At 38.6% G+C, this 15,989-nt stretch carries 18 protein-coding genes; 9 read left to right on the top strand and 9 right to left on the bottom strand.

The genetic code is table 11. The annotated features are described in order from the left end of the window. The first annotated feature begins 23 nt into the window (after positions 1 to 23). Positions 24 to 251, top strand: a complete 228-nt coding sequence (locus LMOATCC19117_RS02015; RefSeq protein WP_003724292.1) for a hypothetical protein — start codon at positions 24 to 26, stop codon at positions 249 to 251. Here the strand turns inward: LMOATCC19117_RS02015 and LMOATCC19117_RS02010 are convergent. From LMOATCC19117_RS02010 to LMOATCC19117_RS01985, 6 genes are all read right to left on the bottom strand, one after another. Then, positions 235 to 1,005: a DeoR/GlpR family DNA-binding transcription regulator gene (locus tag LMOATCC19117_RS02010; protein ID WP_003724291.1), complete on the bottom strand. Its 771-nt coding sequence runs from the start codon at positions 1,003 to 1,005 to the stop codon at positions 235 to 237. The genes LMOATCC19117_RS02015 and LMOATCC19117_RS02010 overlap by 17 nt on opposite strands. 56 nt (positions 1,006 to 1,061) lie before the next feature. After that, the gene (locus tag LMOATCC19117_RS02005; protein ID WP_003734810.1) at positions 1,062 to 1,922 is read right to left on the bottom strand and encodes a ketose-bisphosphate aldolase; all 861 of its coding nucleotides are present in this window, start codon (positions 1,920 to 1,922) and stop codon (positions 1,062 to 1,064) included. Next, positions 1,922 to 3,316: a PTS fructose transporter subunit IIC gene (locus LMOATCC19117_RS02000; RefSeq protein WP_003724289.1), complete on the bottom strand. Its 1,395-nt coding sequence runs from the start codon at positions 3,314 to 3,316 to the stop codon at positions 1,922 to 1,924. Before LMOATCC19117_RS02000 ends, LMOATCC19117_RS02005 begins: the two co-directional genes overlap by 1 nt. 13 nt (positions 3,317 to 3,329) lie before the next feature. Further along, complete coding sequence (locus LMOATCC19117_RS01995; protein ID WP_003724288.1) at positions 3,330 to 3,776, bottom strand: PTS sugar transporter subunit IIA; 447 nt, start codon at positions 3,774 to 3,776, stop codon at positions 3,330 to 3,332. A gap of 200 nt (positions 3,777 to 3,976) precedes the next feature. Continuing rightward, entirely contained in the window at positions 3,977 to 4,993 is a 1,017-nt protein-coding gene (locus tag LMOATCC19117_RS01990) for an oxidoreductase (RefSeq protein ID WP_003734811.1), read from the bottom strand. A 203-nt stretch (positions 4,994 to 5,196) separates the two neighbouring features. Then, positions 5,197 to 6,717, bottom strand: coding sequence for a flavocytochrome c (locus tag LMOATCC19117_RS01985; protein ID WP_003724286.1), 1,521 nt, complete (start codon positions 6,715 to 6,717; stop codon positions 5,197 to 5,199). A gap of 236 nt (positions 6,718 to 6,953) precedes the next feature. On the opposite strand from LMOATCC19117_RS01985, the gene LMOATCC19117_RS01980 reads away from it, so the two are divergent. Further along, on the top strand, positions 6,954 to 8,480 hold the full coding sequence (locus LMOATCC19117_RS01980; RefSeq protein ID WP_003734813.1) for a class I adenylate-forming enzyme family protein: 1,527 nt from the start codon (positions 6,954 to 6,956) through the stop codon (positions 8,478 to 8,480). A 40-nt stretch (positions 8,481 to 8,520) separates the two neighbouring features. Here LMOATCC19117_RS01980 and LMOATCC19117_RS01975 read toward each other — a convergent pair whose 3' ends face one another. The 3 genes from LMOATCC19117_RS01975 to LMOATCC19117_RS01965 form a co-directional block, all read right to left on the bottom strand. Continuing rightward, complete coding sequence (locus LMOATCC19117_RS01975; protein ID WP_003728145.1) at positions 8,521 to 10,290, bottom strand: InlB B-repeat-containing protein; 1,770 nt, start codon at positions 10,288 to 10,290, stop codon at positions 8,521 to 8,523. A gap of 97 nt (positions 10,291 to 10,387) precedes the next feature. Continuing rightward, positions 10,388 to 10,798 carry a GNAT family N-acetyltransferase gene (locus tag LMOATCC19117_RS01970; RefSeq protein WP_003724283.1) on the bottom strand — a complete coding sequence of 137 codons (411 nt, stop codon included), beginning with the start codon at positions 10,796 to 10,798 and terminating at the stop codon, positions 10,388 to 10,390. 65 nt (positions 10,799 to 10,863) lie between these two features. Next, positions 10,864 to 11,628, bottom strand: a complete 765-nt coding sequence (locus LMOATCC19117_RS01965) for a DeoR/GlpR family DNA-binding transcription regulator (protein ID WP_003724282.1) — start codon at positions 11,626 to 11,628, stop codon at positions 10,864 to 10,866. 182 nt (positions 11,629 to 11,810) lie between these two features. Between LMOATCC19117_RS01965 and dhaM2 the strand changes: the two genes are divergently transcribed. From dhaM2 to rpiB, 7 genes are all read left to right on the top strand, one after another. Then, positions 11,811 to 12,188 carry a dihydroxyacetone kinase phosphoryl donor subunit DhaM2 gene (gene dhaM2 / locus LMOATCC19117_RS01960; RefSeq protein ID WP_003724281.1) on the top strand — a complete coding sequence of 126 codons (378 nt, stop codon included), beginning with the start codon at positions 11,811 to 11,813 and terminating at the stop codon, positions 12,186 to 12,188. Between the two features lie 84 nt (positions 12,189 to 12,272). Continuing rightward, positions 12,273 to 12,704 carry a Lin0368 family putative glycerol transporter subunit gene (locus LMOATCC19117_RS01955; protein WP_003723201.1) on the top strand — a complete coding sequence of 144 codons (432 nt, stop codon included), beginning with the start codon at positions 12,273 to 12,275 and terminating at the stop codon, positions 12,702 to 12,704. A 15-nt stretch (positions 12,705 to 12,719) separates the two neighbouring features. Beyond that, entirely contained in the window at positions 12,720 to 13,061 is a 342-nt protein-coding gene (locus LMOATCC19117_RS01950; protein WP_003728147.1) for a Lin0368 family putative glycerol transporter subunit, read from the top strand. Positions 13,062 to 13,082: 21 nt separating this feature from the next. Beyond that, a complete protein-coding gene (gene dhaK2 / locus LMOATCC19117_RS01945; RefSeq protein WP_003728148.1) occupies positions 13,083 to 14,078 on the top strand; it encodes a dihydroxyacetone kinase subunit DhaK2 in 996 nt (331 codons plus the stop codon). A gap of 21 nt (positions 14,079 to 14,099) precedes the next feature. Beyond that, positions 14,100 to 14,750, top strand: a complete 651-nt coding sequence (gene dhaL2 / locus LMOATCC19117_RS01940) for a dihydroxyacetone kinase ADP-binding subunit DhaL2 (RefSeq protein ID WP_003724278.1) — start codon at positions 14,100 to 14,102, stop codon at positions 14,748 to 14,750. A gap of 3 nt (positions 14,751 to 14,753) precedes the next feature. Continuing rightward, positions 14,754 to 15,518, top strand: a complete 765-nt coding sequence (locus LMOATCC19117_RS01935; protein WP_003728149.1) for a triose-phosphate isomerase — start codon at positions 14,754 to 14,756, stop codon at positions 15,516 to 15,518. 6 nt (positions 15,519 to 15,524) lie between these two features. Continuing rightward, on the top strand, positions 15,525 to 15,971 hold the full coding sequence (gene rpiB, locus LMOATCC19117_RS01930; protein WP_003724276.1) for a ribose 5-phosphate isomerase B: 447 nt from the start codon (positions 15,525 to 15,527) through the stop codon (positions 15,969 to 15,971). Positions 15,972 to 15,989 lie beyond the last annotated feature (18 nt).

Raw genomic sequence — 15,989 nt, 5'->3', positions numbered from 1 at the left:
AACTACATCATAGGAGGTACAACATGTACAAAATTTTTAGTTTCGTTTCATTAATACTTAGTATGCTATGTTTTATGGGCTTACAAGTTTTAAATGTCATTCAAAAAAATGTCATATTATTATCACTATTAGATAGCGAAGAATTTAATGACATTCACTTTTTCGGAAGTTTATTGGTAATACCTGTTTTATTTTTAGTACTTACGATTATTTTTGCCTATTTAAGTATAAAATCTAATACAAACAAGTAATTTGATGGGTTTTGAACTGTTCCTCTACATCTGGGTCCAGTTTGAAGTCCGTAATTAAATAGTCAATATCATGACATGCTAAGCTTTGGTGCATAAACTTGTGTCCTACTTTTTCTTCGGTGACAAGTAAAACGAGCGAACTTGACTGGCGCCTGAAAGCTTGTTTGATGAGTGCTTCACCTTCATGTGTTTCCGTTGCACCTTTGTCATAGTCGATCCCCCGGCATGAAACAAAAGCAATATCCGCATTATAAGTTAAAGCGTCATTGTATGCTTTTGCGCCGTTCACCGTATATCGCTTCGTTAAAATCGATCCTCCTAAAATACTAACTCTTGCATTTGTAAATTCTGATAGCATGGAAGCCGTCATGACCCCGTTTGTAATAATTTGCAGTCCATCAAATTTACTTAAAACGTCGATTAAATGCAGTGATGTTGAGCTAGAGTCTAAGAAAATCACCATATCATCGCGAATCAGTGATTTGGCAATATCGGCAATTCTTATTTTACTCGTTTCATTACTTCGCTCATTCATTTTCATTAAATAAGGCAAATCGATTTTTTTATTATCGATAATCATTGCCCCGCCTCTTGTTCGTCTCACAAGTCCTTCTTTTTCTAATTCTACTAAATCCCGTTTAACAGTGGCTTCGCTGTAGTTGACAAGCTCCACTAAATCAATAATCCGCATAAATTGTTCCACTTTTAGCCGGTTAACGATTTTTAGTTGCCGTTCCTTCGCTGTGCTTAACATGTTCCTCCACTCCTTAAAGGGCAAAAGCACTATAACTAGCGCTTCTACCCTTCTTATTAGTATTTATCTCTTTGACCAGTAGTATTTAAAATGTGTAATTTATGTCTTACAACTTCTTTTACTTTTTCATTTGCTGATGGGTACACTTGATTTGGTTCATACATCGCAGGATTGTCCACTAAAACGCGGCGAACTTCTTCAAAAAACACACTTTTCAGATCTGAACTAAGGTTTACTTTCCTAACACCGTACTGTACAGATTCACTGACTTCTTTATCTGGATTTCCCGAACCACCATGAAGTACAAACGGAATATCCAAGCGTTTATTTAATTCTTTTAAAAGAGGCATATTCAGTTCTGGTTTTTTATCTTTAGGGTATAACCCATGCGCCGTTCCAATAGCTACGGCTAGCGTATCAATGCCAGTTCTCTGTACGAAATCTTCTGCTTGGTCAGGGTCAGTATATATGATGGTATCCGCCCCGCCTTCTGCTGAACCATTGTTCCCGATTGTTCCAAGTTCCGCTTCAACAGAAACACCGACTTTATGCGCAAGTTCAACCACTTGCTTAGTCAACGCCACGTTCTCTTCATAACTGGCTCTTGAAGCATCAATCATGACAGAAGTATAGCCATTTCTAATTGCCCGCATCACATCTTTGATTGTTCCACCGTGGTCCATATGAATAACGACCGGCACCTTACTTTTATGTGCGTATTCTCTGACTGTTGCAACAAAGTTATCACCGAGATACTCTATTTCATCCGGATGAATTTCTAAAATTACAGGAGCATTATTTGCCTCCACTTCCTCCATTATCGACTTTAACATATCAAAACTACAGATATTAAATGCTGGTACCGCAAATTGATGCTCTTTTCCTACTGCTAAAAGATCTTTCATTGTATATAACATTATATCATCTCCTCTTTATTTTTTCGCTTGTTTAATGGGGTTTTTAATAGTCCGACAGAAATTGCTGTCACGACTGTGCCTGCTGCAATTGCTAGTAAGTAGATAAATAAATGGTTAATTACATTTGGAATGAACATCACCCAAATCCCACCGTGAGGCGCCATCGAAGTTACACCAGCTCCCATCGAAATTGCAGCAGCTGTTGCAGAACCTAACATCAAACTTGGGATAACCCGGAGCGGATCAGCAACTGCGAAAGGAATTGCTCCTTCAGTAATATAAGATGCACCTAACACCCAACAAGAATTCCCCGCTGTTTTTTCTTCTTTTGTAAATTTGTTTTTAAATAATAGTGTTGCGAGTGCTAATCCAAGTGGCGGAACCATTCCAGCCGCCATACAAGCCGCAATCGGCGCCGTTACACCTGCTGACATTAACCCAATTGAAAAGGTTGAAATAGATTTATTAATTGGCCCACCCATATCTGCTGCCATCATCACACCAATGAGTAGTCCAAATACGACGCCAGATGTCTCACCAAGCCCATTCAACCAACCTGTGAGTGCATTTAAAACCCAAGCGATTGGTGTATCAATAATAAATACCATCGCCAAACCAACAATCGTAATCCCTAAAAGCGGTACAACAATCAATTGATAAATCGAAGCAAGTGATTTAGTGACATTGACTTTATTAGCAAAGAAATGTGCCACGTAACCAGCCAAAATACCACCAATCATACCGCCTAGAAATCCTGATCCACCAACAGTCGCCAGTGTCCCTGCCACAAGCCCGGGCGCAAATCCTGCTCGACCAGCCACAGAAACCGCTATCCCTGCTGCAAGTGCTGGAACCATTAAACCAAATGCAGTATCCCCACCAATTTTTGAAAATGCAGCTGCAAGTGCGTTATACGAATCAGAGTCAGGGTTTGAGGCATCAATTCCAAAAGCAAAACTAATAGCAATTAAAATCCCGCCAGCTATGACAAATGGCAACATATAGTTAACACCATTCATAAAGTGATTGTATAAACTTGCTTTTGACGGTTGTTCCGAACTTATATCCGAACTTTTCGCCTCCAAACTGATTAACCCTTTACCAGAAATAGTTTCCTCAATAACCACATCAGCCTCTTTAATCGCTCTGGAAGTGGATACTTTTTTAATTTTCTTTCCAGCGAACCTTGATGTATCTATTTCTTTATCGACTGCTAAAATGACATAATCAGCAGTCGCGATGTCTTCCTTCGTTAAAACATTTTCAACCTTAGCTCCTTGTGTCTCGATTTTCACTTCGTAACCAAGCGCTTCTGCCGTTATAGTTAATTTCTCGGCAGACATATACGTATGCGCAATACCAGTGGGACAAGCAGTAACACCAACTATTTTCATGTGAAACGCCTCCTTAGTTCGATAAAATTGTTATAATTTCCGTTTTGTTTTTGGAATTTTTTAATTTTTCACGAAATTCTTTGTTCATTAACTTCCTCGATAGTTCACTTAGGATTTGCAAGTGAACATCTGTGGCTTTTTTCGGAACACCAATAAGAAAACTACATTCAATCGGTGAATCATCTAATCCAAAATAATCATTTATAATGCCAGAATGAACAAAAACAATCAATGGTTCTTTTACATATTTACTTTTTGCATGAGGGATGCCAAAACCATCTTCAATTCCAGTAGAAGTTTCTTCTTCTCGTTTATATAAGTCACGTATAAATTTTTTTGGATTTGTTATAGAACCTTCTTCACCTAGTACTTCTGCTACTTTTTCAAATAATAATTGTTTTGTTTGAATACGATTATCAAAAATAATTCGGTCTTCATTAATTAAATTCGATATATTCATAATCCACATCCTCTCTCAACAAAGTAAGCGCTTCACTTGTTGATTACACTATATCACGCTGAACGACTTCATTCAATATTATGGGTGTATTATGCAAAAAGTTCATTTTTAGAGCTATTTTGGTTGTTTATATGAACGAAATCAATCATTTTTATCCAAAAAAAATTGCCCGCAAGCTTGCTCCCGCGGACAATTTTTCATTATTTACAAGCTTCGACGCCTTTTTCTAAAATCTCCATTTGTAGCAAGGTTTCTTCGTCAGTTACTTGTTTTGGTTTCCCGTTAATAATTGCATCATACAAACCATCATAAACGCGGCCGTAGTCGCCAACCTCAGAGATTACTTTCTCCTCATGCCAAACTCCGGCATCATCAACATACGTAAGCGTTCCGTAATGCTCTGGTAAATCGATTCCAAAGTCTGGATTACTTGGCATGTAAAATAGTTTTAAATGTTCTTCTTGGCGGTCTTTTGTTTCTTTTGTAAACATACCTTTTTTGCCGTAAAGGACAAAGCTTGGACGAGCTTTTATACGGAAATAGCTTGATTTTACGGATACTTTTGTTACGCCATAATATAAATCAAGGTCGAAATAATCGTTCATTCGTCCTTCGCCGAGCAGTTGGCGCACGTCATAATGGATGTTGTCCGGTTTGCCGAAGTAAGAAAGTACTTGGTCGATTGTATGGCAGCCGTGACCGTATAAATAACTGTCGTAGAATTTAAATTCATGAACCGACTCTGGGATTTCTGGACGGAAATAGTCATAATGCATTTCTACTTCCAATAAATCGCCTAATTTTCCACTTTCAATTACTTTTTGTGCTGTAAGGAAATCGGAATCGAAACGACGATTTTGGTAGCATTGAACGAGTAAACCACGTTCTTTAGCTAGTTCGAAAATTTCTTTCGCTTCAGCGTATGTCATCATAAATGGTTTTTCAACAAGCACATTTTTGCCGTTTTCTAACACCATTTTGGCATAGTCGAAGTGAGAGCTTTGTGTTGTAGAGATGGTAATTAACTGGATTTCTGGGTCTTTTAACAGCTCGTCTAAGTCGGTTGTATAGTGAACCCCTTCAATTTTGTCCCATGTGGCTGTTTTGGGATTTCGATTATAAATCGTCTTCACTTCAATATTATCCCGCTCTAAAATAAATGGTAAATGATATCTATTCGTACTTTTTCCGTTTCCGATAAAACCCATTTTCAACATACTATTTCCTCCTTATTTTAACAAACTAACAAATTTAGCTTAAACGCTGCTAATTTATCAGTGTATATATCTCAGTTGTTACCCATCCATAGTACTACACTAACGCGCTATTTAGCCAATAAAAAACTTGCTAAAACGTCTGTTTAAGGCGTCCTAACAAGTTTTTATTTTCTATTAATCACATCACTATGGTGTATGGGTTCTTATTGTGCTTTTACAAATTCTGCTGATTTGTCGCCAGCTTGACGTCCGAAAATAATGATTTCAGCGACAGAGTTTCCGCCAATACGGTTTTCCCCGTGCAAGCCACCAGTTACTTCTCCCGCAGCAAATAGGCCTGTGATTGGTTTACCGTCTTTGTCTAAAACTTCTGTATTTGTATTGATTTTTACGCCACCCATTGTGTAATGAATTCCTGGTCCGATTTTGATTGCGTAATATGGTGCTTTAGATAAATCATTATCCATTGCGGTTGTTCTGCCGAATGCTTCGTCTTTTTTGTTTTTCACACTTGCATTCCAAGTATCTAATGTTTTAGTTAGCTCTTCTTTTGGTACATTGATTTTGCCGGCTAATTCATCAATTGTTTTACCTTCTTCCACAAAGCCCATTTCTTCATATTGCGCGATAGCTTTGACGCGGTCTTTCACGCCTGAATCAAATACTAGGTACGCGGATTTTTCTGGTAATTTGTTGATGGAAGCTGTAACGTTATCACGTGTGTCTAATTCGTTTCCGAAACGTTTACCTTCTTGAGAGACTAAAATCGCACCTTCACCTCGAACGGCTTCACCGATGAGGTAAGATTTATCTTGTTGAACAGTTGGGTGAACTTGAATTTGATCCATATCCACTGTTGTTCCACCAAGTTTTTCGATCATTTTAATACCGTCGCCAGTACTTCCTTCTTGGTTCGTTGTTACATATCCTTTTAAGTCTGGACGTTCTTTTTCAATCATATCTTTATTAGCTCCGTAGCCACCAGTTGTGACAACTACTGCATCCGAACTAATTGTTTTTTCGTCTTTATTGTTTAATTTTACTTTCACGCCAGTTACTTTTCCGTCTTTTTGTGTAATTTCTTTTACGTCTGCGTTAACGAAAACTGGGATTTTTTGTTCTTGAACATTTTTTAGTAAACCGTCTACTAAGTATTTACCAACAGCCGAGCCATCTTCAGGACGGTGCGTACGTTTTTCGCTCATTCCGCCTGTGATAGTTAAGTTGTTTAATTTAATGTCCATGGAATCCAACCAGTCAATGGCGCTGGCGGAATTGTCTACGAAAAAACGAAGCATTGCTTTATCGTTTGTTCCGTGACCACCTTTTAATGTTTCTTCGTAAAATTTGTCGTTGCTATCATTAATTCCTTCTTCTTTTTGGAATTTAGTTTCAGAGGCGTTCATACCAGAAGAGGCTTTCATTGTGTTTCCGCCTGCTAGTGGCATTTTTTCAAGGATTACTGGGTTCATGCCTTTCGCTTTTGCTTCTAGTGCTGCGGACATTCCTGCACCACCTGCACCAACAATAACGATATCATATTTATCTTTTAATTCGGATGGATCTGTGTAGCTAGTTTTTGACGCTCCCGATGTAACTTCTGTTTTTTCTTTTTCTTTTGTTTTCTCCGTGTCACTTTTGCTTGTGTTATTGCTGCCACAACCTGCGATAATTAATGCAAGCGATAGTAGCATGATGAAAGTTGTAGCTAACCTTTTTTTCATTTTCGTACCTCCACTTTTTTGAAAATTTTCCCCTAGACCAATAGTTTGTGATTATATTAACATATTATATCACTAATTGAGATATCTTTACAGGTCATCAGGCGAATTTTCCAAAATAAGAAAAAAAGCAATTTACAGATTTTTTTACAATGATGTAAATGTTTTCTATTACTACTCCTCATTATTTCCACAAAGTGATATAATAGCAACATCAAATATTAAAGGAGCATCGCCATATGACGATAAAAAAGTACGAACCACTTAACCTCTATACCAATTTCAAAAAATCTGCTGAACGCTATCCAGAAATGCCCATCCATTTTGATGAAGAGCTTGTTACTTTTCCTGAATTAGGCCTTCACACTACTTACAAAAAATGTGAAGAGGCTATTATCCAAAAAGCAGCTCATCTACATAAATTCGGTGTACGCAAAGAAGAAAAAGTAATCGTATATAAATCTGCCAAATTCGATTCTTATATTTTAGCAGTTGCGATTTCTTATATTGGTGCCGTGCCAATCATGGTTTCCCCGCATCTTCCAGCGTCTACTATTGATATTTTTGTTAATCGCCTTGACCAACCTTGGTTACTTTTTGATTCTGAGACTTCTGAGAAAAGTCATCAGTTAAACAATTTACCAGACAGTAGATTGATCAATGCTGAACAATTGTTTAAAGCGCCACTAGATGGCTACACATGCGAACAAGAAGAATTACCAAAAGATATGATTGCTTATATGACTCACACTTCTGGAACAACTGGTGTGCCAAAATTAATCGCTCACTCTGCGAATTCGATGGGTTGGAGAACGAAATACCAACGACGTATTCTTAATTTCATCAAACCAAGAGGGCTTGTAGCTTTCCATATCTCACCAGTACATTCTCGTTTTAATATTGGTGTTTCATCCTTGATGTCGCTCGGTTTCCCGCTTCTGCCAATTGCCAATCCGACTAAAGCGAACGTCGAAAAAGTGCTACGCGAATACAAACCGTACGTACTCGAAACGCATCCAAATCATTTTGTTCAATGGGCGTCACTTGCTCGTGAAAAACCAGACGTTTTCCAAAGTATCAAATTTTATCATTCTACTTTTGATGCGATTAATAAAGAAACAATGGCGGTTTTCCTTCGTACTTCCGAATATAAAAAACCAATTTTCTTACAAATTTATGGACAAAGTGAATGTGGTCCGATGATTTTACGTGGTCATACGCTTCAATCCATTGAAACGCTAAATGCGCGCGATATGGGAATTGGTGTTCCTGGTTTAACAGAAGTTCGGATTGTTGACCAAGATGGTAATCCTGTTCCAGCTGGGGTTAGTGGTAATATTCAAATGCTTTCCAAAGGTCGCGCGCTTACTTATTACAAAGAAGAAGCTCGTTTTGAAGAGAATGTGTACGGACCTTGGTGGGATAGCGGCGATTATGGTATGAAAGATGAACAAGGCCGGTTATTCTTGCAAGATCGTCAAGTCGATTTAGTAGAAACAATTGATAGTACACTCGCAATTGAAGATAAACTGCTTGATACGCTGACTTTCTTAGATGAAGTTGTCATTATCCGTGGTGAAAATGGCAGCCCGCAACCAATTATCGCAGTTCATGATGATAAAGAAATGAATTGGGATGCATGGTGGGACGCAGTTTCTGACCTACCACATATGAATGAGCCAATTGTCATGAAATATGATGAAATCCCTCGTACTGCAACAATGAAAGTACAACGTTTGCAGATGGAACGAGAATTGAAAAAATAAGTTTCAAAAAAGCAGCTGCGTTATGCAGCTGCTTTTTCCTTTATTTTCTTCTAAGTGTAAGTAATGCTAAACTCGTAAGAAATGTTCCAATAAAGATTGGAAAAAGCACATGGTCATCTCCTGTTGCTGGTAGTACGATGTGGTTTATAGTATCTATATCACTCGTATTAGGAGCTCCCTCTGTACTATTTTCAGAGTTACCTCCACCTTCATCGGTTCCTCCACCGTCCCCACCAGAAGATGCATCTTTACTAAACTGGGCATACAAGGTTATATCATTTGCTGGCATTTGATTGTTTGTGAAGTCCCATTTTGTTCCACCAGTTTTGGCATCATACCAACCTTTAAATGTATAACCATCCTTAGTTGGCGCTGGTGGCTCTTCCAGTAAACCTTGATACTCTACCGCTTGAGTAGAAATGACGCCATCTACATCAAAAGTTGCGGTATAACTATTAATACTAAACTGGGCATACAACGTTATATCATTTGCTGGCATCGTATCGGCTGTAAAGTCCCATTTTGTTCCACCTGTTTCAGCATCATACCATCCGTTAAATGTATAACCCTCTTTGACTGGGGTTGGTGGTTCTTGTAAAAGTGTCCCTGTTTCGACATTTTCCGTTGTTTCTTGCCCGTCAATATTGAAAGTTGCTTTAAAATATTGTACTAATGGTTGTTCTACAGTCCCACTGAAATTTCCAGTTGCATTACCAATCGTATCACGTTCAATAAAGGTGTAGCTGACTTTAGGAATATAACTAGGTAAATTCCATGTAACAGCTTCATTCGCATACACACCGTTATCGCTAATTGTATCGGGATCAATCGTTTGTTCCGCAATGTTTTTTATTAAATTAGGAATCGTTACAGTGCTTTCGAAACTTATCGGTTCGTTTACGATTAATTGATTAGTCATTTGAATAATTGTTAGCTTCGTTAAACTGTTTAAAGGTCTAATGTTACTAATTTTATTTTGGCTTATATCGAGCCAATCTAGATTTATTAAACTCGAAAGACCAGTTACATCACTAATTTGATTGTTTGATACGTATAATGTTTGTACCTTAGTTAAGCCAGCGAGTGGAGTAGTATCCACAATTTGGTTCGCTGATAAATCAAGCAAGAAAAGGTTATTTAAATTACTTAGCCCCTGAAGATTGTTAATTTGGTTTTCATTTGCATATAGAACGCTTAAATTGCTTAGCGCTTGTAGCTCATCTAGGTTCGTAAGCTTATTATTACTAACATTTAAGGAGCGGAGTTGATGTAAACTATTTACTCCACTAAGGTTCTCCAATTGATTATTATATAAGCCTAAACCCTTTAGATTTGTTAAACCGCTCAGTGGCGTGATGTCAGTAACTTGCGCGTCGTTAATATCTAGAGCTTGTAAGTTTTTCAAGTTACTAAGTGCGCTAATGTCGCTAATCGGATTTCCACTCAGCTGAAGCATGGTCAAGTTAGTTAAGCCTTTAAGTGGCGAAATATCGCTTACTTGATTACCAGTTAAAATTAAAGTTCCTAAATTGGTCAAGTAGTTCATACCTTCTAGGGAGCTGATACCTTTAGAAGTAAGGGTTAATGAATTAATAGTATCTAAATCTGTTTGAGTGACAACCTCTGCTGTACTAGACTTTCCGAGTGTAGTTTGAATTTCTGTCGCTAAAGCATCATCGGGAAAAATCTGGCTGATTGCAGCTGGTGGTGCAGCGGCTGCATGTGCGTCTATTTTTATAAATACATTCGTCCCAATAACAATCGACAACGCCAAAACAACGTACAAAAACAGTCTCCCTTTGGATTTCATCTTGCTCCCCCTGACAAAAAGTTTAATAGTATCTTGTTCCCATTTTCTTATCACCAGAAACATAAAAAAACAGCTTGAGGGCGTCCCCGAGCTGTTTTCATTTCATTTGGTAAATCATTCCGATTGAAGCTGGTGCGGACTCTCGAAAACCAAATTGTTTGTATAAACCATCTGCTGGTACATCGGCAAGTAATGTAACACAAGCAGTTTTATCTAAATTCGAATCTATATAGTTTTTAATATGGGTCATAATTAGTTTTCCATAACCATTACCTTGAAATTCCGGAAGCACTGCTATATCAGAAACGATGAACATAATTCCATCACCAACGAGCCGCCCCATGCCAATAAGTGCATTGTCCTCCTTCGAACGTAGCCCCACAAAATACACACTCTTCAACAGAGCCTGACGTGAAACTTCAATAGATCGGAAACTAAGACCAGCATCTACTCGAAGTTTAACAAATTCCTCCGCATTTGGTAAATCAGTTGTAATAATATAATCCATTTTCAATCTCCTATCAAAAAAATCTCTTTGAACCAATTGTCGCCCAAAGAGTTTCAATTTCTATTTTATTCCGCAATTTTGACAGGAAGTCCTGCATCTTGGAATTTTTTATATAATGCTTTATTTATTTTGTTATCTGTAATTAGTAAATCGATGTTTTCTGCTGCTGTAATGCTCGCGGTGGAGATTACGCCCATTTTTGTATGATCTAAAAGTGCGATCAATTTGTTAGTACGTTTAGCAAGAAGTCGTTTTAGTTCAGTTTCATAAATGTTGAAATCAGTTAAGCCTTCTTCCATTGTAAAACCTTTTGCTGACATAAAACATAAATCGGCATGGATGTTTTCAATTAAATTCGCGCCAAGAATCCCTTCCAGTGTAAAAGAGTTCGTCGTCACAATCCCGCCAGTTAAAATAACGCTGATATTCGGGTTGTCTTTTAGTTCGATTGCTGTGTAGAGTCCACTTGTAATGACAGTCAGCCTTGAAAAACCATGTAACTCTTTTGCAAGCGCCAGTGCAGTCGAGCTGGCATCAAGAATAATCGTTTGATTGTTTTTTACTAAAGTCGCCGCTTCTTTCGCAATCGCTTCTTTTTCTTCGATGTTGCGAATAATCCGGTCATTAAAATTAGTAAATTTCTCTTCACTCTTTAAAAGTACCGCACCCCCGTGTACTTTTTTAATCATCCCGCTTTCTTCTAATGAAGATAAATCATTTCGGATGGTACTAATCGAGACATCCAAGATACGACTTAATTCTGGTACAGTTATTTTGCTATTTTGGTCTAGTAGATGAATTATTTTGTTTTGTCTTTCAAATGGAAACATCCGCTCGCCCTCCTTTTACCTATCAATGATTTCTTTATGTATATACATATTACCCAAAAAAATAACAAAACACAAATATATTTTATAAAACACAACAAAAGATAGCACTTTACAATAAAAAACAAGTATGTTAGGATATAAATAGCAATTAAACACAATTAAAAACAGAAAGGAGCAACCAAATGATAAGTATTGTTTTAGTATCTCACAGTCAAAAAATCACAGAAGGCCTCCAAGAAATGATTGTTGAAATGGTTGGAGATACAGTACATATTATTTCCTCTGGCGGAACTGGCGACGGGCGTCTTGGCACAAATGCAATCATGATAGCTGATAACATCGCGACTTGCACTAATTCTGAACATATTTATATTTTTTGCGATATTGGAAGCGCTATCTTAAGTGCCGAAACAGCACTCGAATTATTAGAAACTGACCTCCTTGAAAAAACAACCATCATCGATGCCCCACTTGTTGAAGGCGCATTTACTGCCGCTGTTCAATCTCTCGTTAATCCATCCAAAGAAGCTATCCTACAAGAACTCACAAACGTGCATTAAAAACGTAATAAAACGCAATTTTGTAACTGGGAACTATGTAAATTAATTTTTACATGACAATACTATTTTCGAAAGGAGTTTATTATGAAATTCTTTAGAGGAATGATTGGTTTTTGTATCGCAGGTATGATTGTTATGAGTGTTTGGACTCCACTTGCCGAGAATTATGGTATTTTTGGAGGTTATCTGGCAGCTTTCATTATTATTGGTCCAATGTGGTTTATGAATCACTATGTTGGTTTAATCGAAAATGATGAAGACGCAGCGTTTGTTGATATGGCTGTCGGAATTGGGATTTGCGGAATTATGCGTGATGTCTTTATGCAAGGTGGTGGCGAGTTAGTAAGTTCGCTTCCAACGATTGGTCTTGTTGCGATTGGAGCAGTTCTAGCTGGAATCGTGGCCGCAGCAATTGAAAAAGATATGGCAAAAAAACAAGAAGCAAAACAAGAAAAAACAGAACCTGGCATGAATATGAAAGAAGAAGAGCGTTTAAACGAAAATCAATTAGTCTAAAAAGGAGTGTAAATAATGAGCATTGGTATTGCATTAGCAACGATTGCAGGTGGCTTTTTATTCCCTTTTGCTATTCGAATGATGTGGGGAAAAATGGTTGATGAATGGGGCGCTATCGGAGGTTGGATGGCAGCAGCATTTATCGTTGGTACAGTTTGGACAATTAATCATGGTATTCCAAAATCAATGATCTATCAATCTGGAACAGTTTGGGTAGATATGGCGGTTGCAGCTGGTATTGGTGTATTCACAGCTTCCCTTTTAACAGGCGGTAAATTTTCTAAATCGGTAGTCAATTTGGCAGCAGCTGTAGTTGGTGGCGTGGTTGGCGGATTTTTACTATCACTATTCTTATAAAAATATGAAGGAGGAAGAAAAATGAGACGTTTAGTGAATGATGGGTATGAAGCAGTAGAAGAAATGTTAGCTGGTTATGTTGCGGCACAAGGGAAATACGTAGATTTTGCAGAAAATGATAAGCGAGTAATCGTAAGCAAACAAATGAGCGAAGAACCTCGTGTGCGGATTATTGTTGGTGGCGGTTCTGGTCATGAACCACTTTTCCTTGGTTATGTTGGGAAAGATTTCGCGGATGCGGCGGTAGTTGGGAACATTAATACTTCCCCTTCTCCAGAACCTTGTTATAACGCAGTAAAAGCCGTTGATAGCGGTAAAGGTTGTCTATATATGTACGGAAATTATGCTGGCGATGTGATGAACTTTGATATGGGCGCTGAAATGGCTGCGGACGACGGTATTCGCGTTGAAACAGTGCTTGTAACAGATGATATTTACTCTGCTGAAAATGTAGAAGATCGTCGTGGTGTGGCTGGTGACTTAATTGTATTTAAAGCAGCGGCATCTGCAGCAGCAAAAGGACTTGACCTAGATGCGGTGAAACAAGCTGCTGAAAAAGCTAATGCAAATACGTTCTCGATGGGTGTTGCGCTTTCTTCTTCTACCCTTCCTGTAACTGGTAAAGCTATTTTCGAAATGAAAGAAGGCGAAATGGAAGTTGGTATGGGAATCCACGGTGAACCAGGAATCAAACGCACTTCCATCGAACCAGCTGATAAAGTGGTTGATCAAATTATGGGCTATCTTATAGAAGAAATGAAATTAACTGCGGATGAAGAAGTGCATGTACTTATTAATGGACTTGGCGGTTTACCAGTGATGGATCAATATATTTGTTATCGCCGCGTCGATGAAATTTTGAAAGAAAAAGGCGTGCATATTCATAACCCACTTGTTGGGAACTACGCGACTTCGATGGATATGATTGGTATGTCGATTACACTGGTTCGTTTAGACGATGAACTGAAAGATCTTTTAGATACACCGTGCGACACACCATATTTCAAAGTGGACTAAATTACTACTGGAGGAATAAAAATGAGCGAATTAGTTATGGATAGCGCTTTTTTCGGCCACGTTTTACAGGACATGGGAGCGCTAATTGAAAAAGAACGTGATTACTTAACCGGACTGGACTCGGATATTGGAGACGGCGACCACGGAATCAATCTCAGCATTGGCTTCCGTGAAGTGAATAAACAATTAGACGAATTACTCACTGCTTCTCCCGATATTGCAACGTTGCTTAAAAAATCCGGAATGATTCTCCTTGGAAAAGTTGGTGGCGCATCTGGCCCGCTTTATGGCAGTTTCTTTATGAAATGTGGCGCTGATGTTCCTGGGAAAACGGAGGTTAACTTCGACGAGCTTTGCGGCATGATTATAAATGGGGCCGCTGCGGTTCAACATCGCGGAAAAGCCGAACTTGGTGATAAAACGATGATGGACGCCTTCTTGCCTGGCGTGGAAGTGCTTCAAAATCGAGATACAAATGCAGCTCCAATCGAAACTTTTTCCGCATTTGTAGATGCTATGCATGCTGGCGCTCAGTCCACTATCCCACTTATTGCTAAGAAAGGTCGCGCACTAAGACTTGGCGAACGAGCAATTGGTCACCTTGATCCTGGCTCTGAATCGTCTTGGATGTTAATGAATGTCATTTTAGAAAATTTAAAAAAGGCGGTCTGATTTATGCGTAAACCCTTAGTTGGAATTAATATGAAAAACTATATTAACACTCGGGCTCAGACATCTGAATGGTTAGAAGCGACAATCCCTCTTCTTAAAAATTTTTCTGATGTGGATACGTTTATCTTTCCTTCTATGGGCACACTCGAAACGACCGCCAACCTTTTAGCGGGGACATTATTTGGCTTTGGTCCACAAAATATGGCGCCGGAGAAATCCGGCCCGCTAACTGGTGAATTTTCGGTGGAATCTATCATTGACTTAAACGCGAACTATGTCGAAATTGGTCACGCAGAACGCAAAAACCTTTTTCATGAGAAAACTAGTGAGATAGCGAAGAAGATTAAACTTGCATTGGACGAAAAAATCACTCCGGTTGTCTGTGTGGGTGAAGAAGTCCGTGCGAATGATACAAATGAATTAAAAAATGCGCTAAAAAAACAAATCGAAGCGCTGTTTCAGACAATTAATTTAGCACAGTGGGAAAATGTTGTTCTGGCTTATGAACCGGAGTGGGCAATTGGAAAGGCGTCTTCAGCTGAGACAAACTACATCGAAAGCGCGCATCAAGCGCTGCGTGAAATTATTCGCGAACTAGGCGGCGATGAAACGCTCGTAAGAATTATTTACGGTGGCTCGGTCAGCAAAGAAAACGCCGCAGAAATTGTCCGTCAAAAAAATGTCGATGGTTTATTCGTCGGAAGATTTGGCCATAAACCGCAAAATTTTGCCGACATTGTTTCTATTGTTAGCAAAACGAAAGGATGAGTTAGTATGAAAATCGCAATTGGTTGTGACGAAATGGGTTACGAACTAAAACAAACCCTCATCACACGTTTAAAGGAGAAAAATATTGAGTTTACTGATTTCGGCAGTTTTGAAAACGAAAAAGTACTTTATCCAAGTATTGCCGAAAAAGTAGCACTAGAAGTTAAAAACAACGATTATGACCGAGGGATCCTCATTTGCGGTACAGGTATTGGAATGGCCATTACAGCAAACAAAATTCACGGCATTCGCGCAGCACAAATTCATGATTCTTATTCAGCAGAACGCGCAAGAAAAAGTAACGACGCACATATTATGACCATGGGAGCTCTAGTAATCGGGCCATCCCTTGCCGTATCTCTACTTGATACATGGCTGGATAGCGACTTTTCGGGCGGACGCTCCCAAGCAAAAGTAGATTTAATGGAAGAAATCGACCAAAAAAATAGATAAAAAATTTATTGGAGGTAA

Source organism: Listeria monocytogenes ATCC 19117 (assembly GCF_000307025.1).
GTDB classification, from domain to species: domain Bacteria; phylum Bacillota; class Bacilli; order Lactobacillales; family Listeriaceae; genus Listeria; species Listeria monocytogenes_B.
Note: the sequence above shows the minus strand (reverse complement) of the source record. Positions and strands in the feature narration are given on the sequence as shown.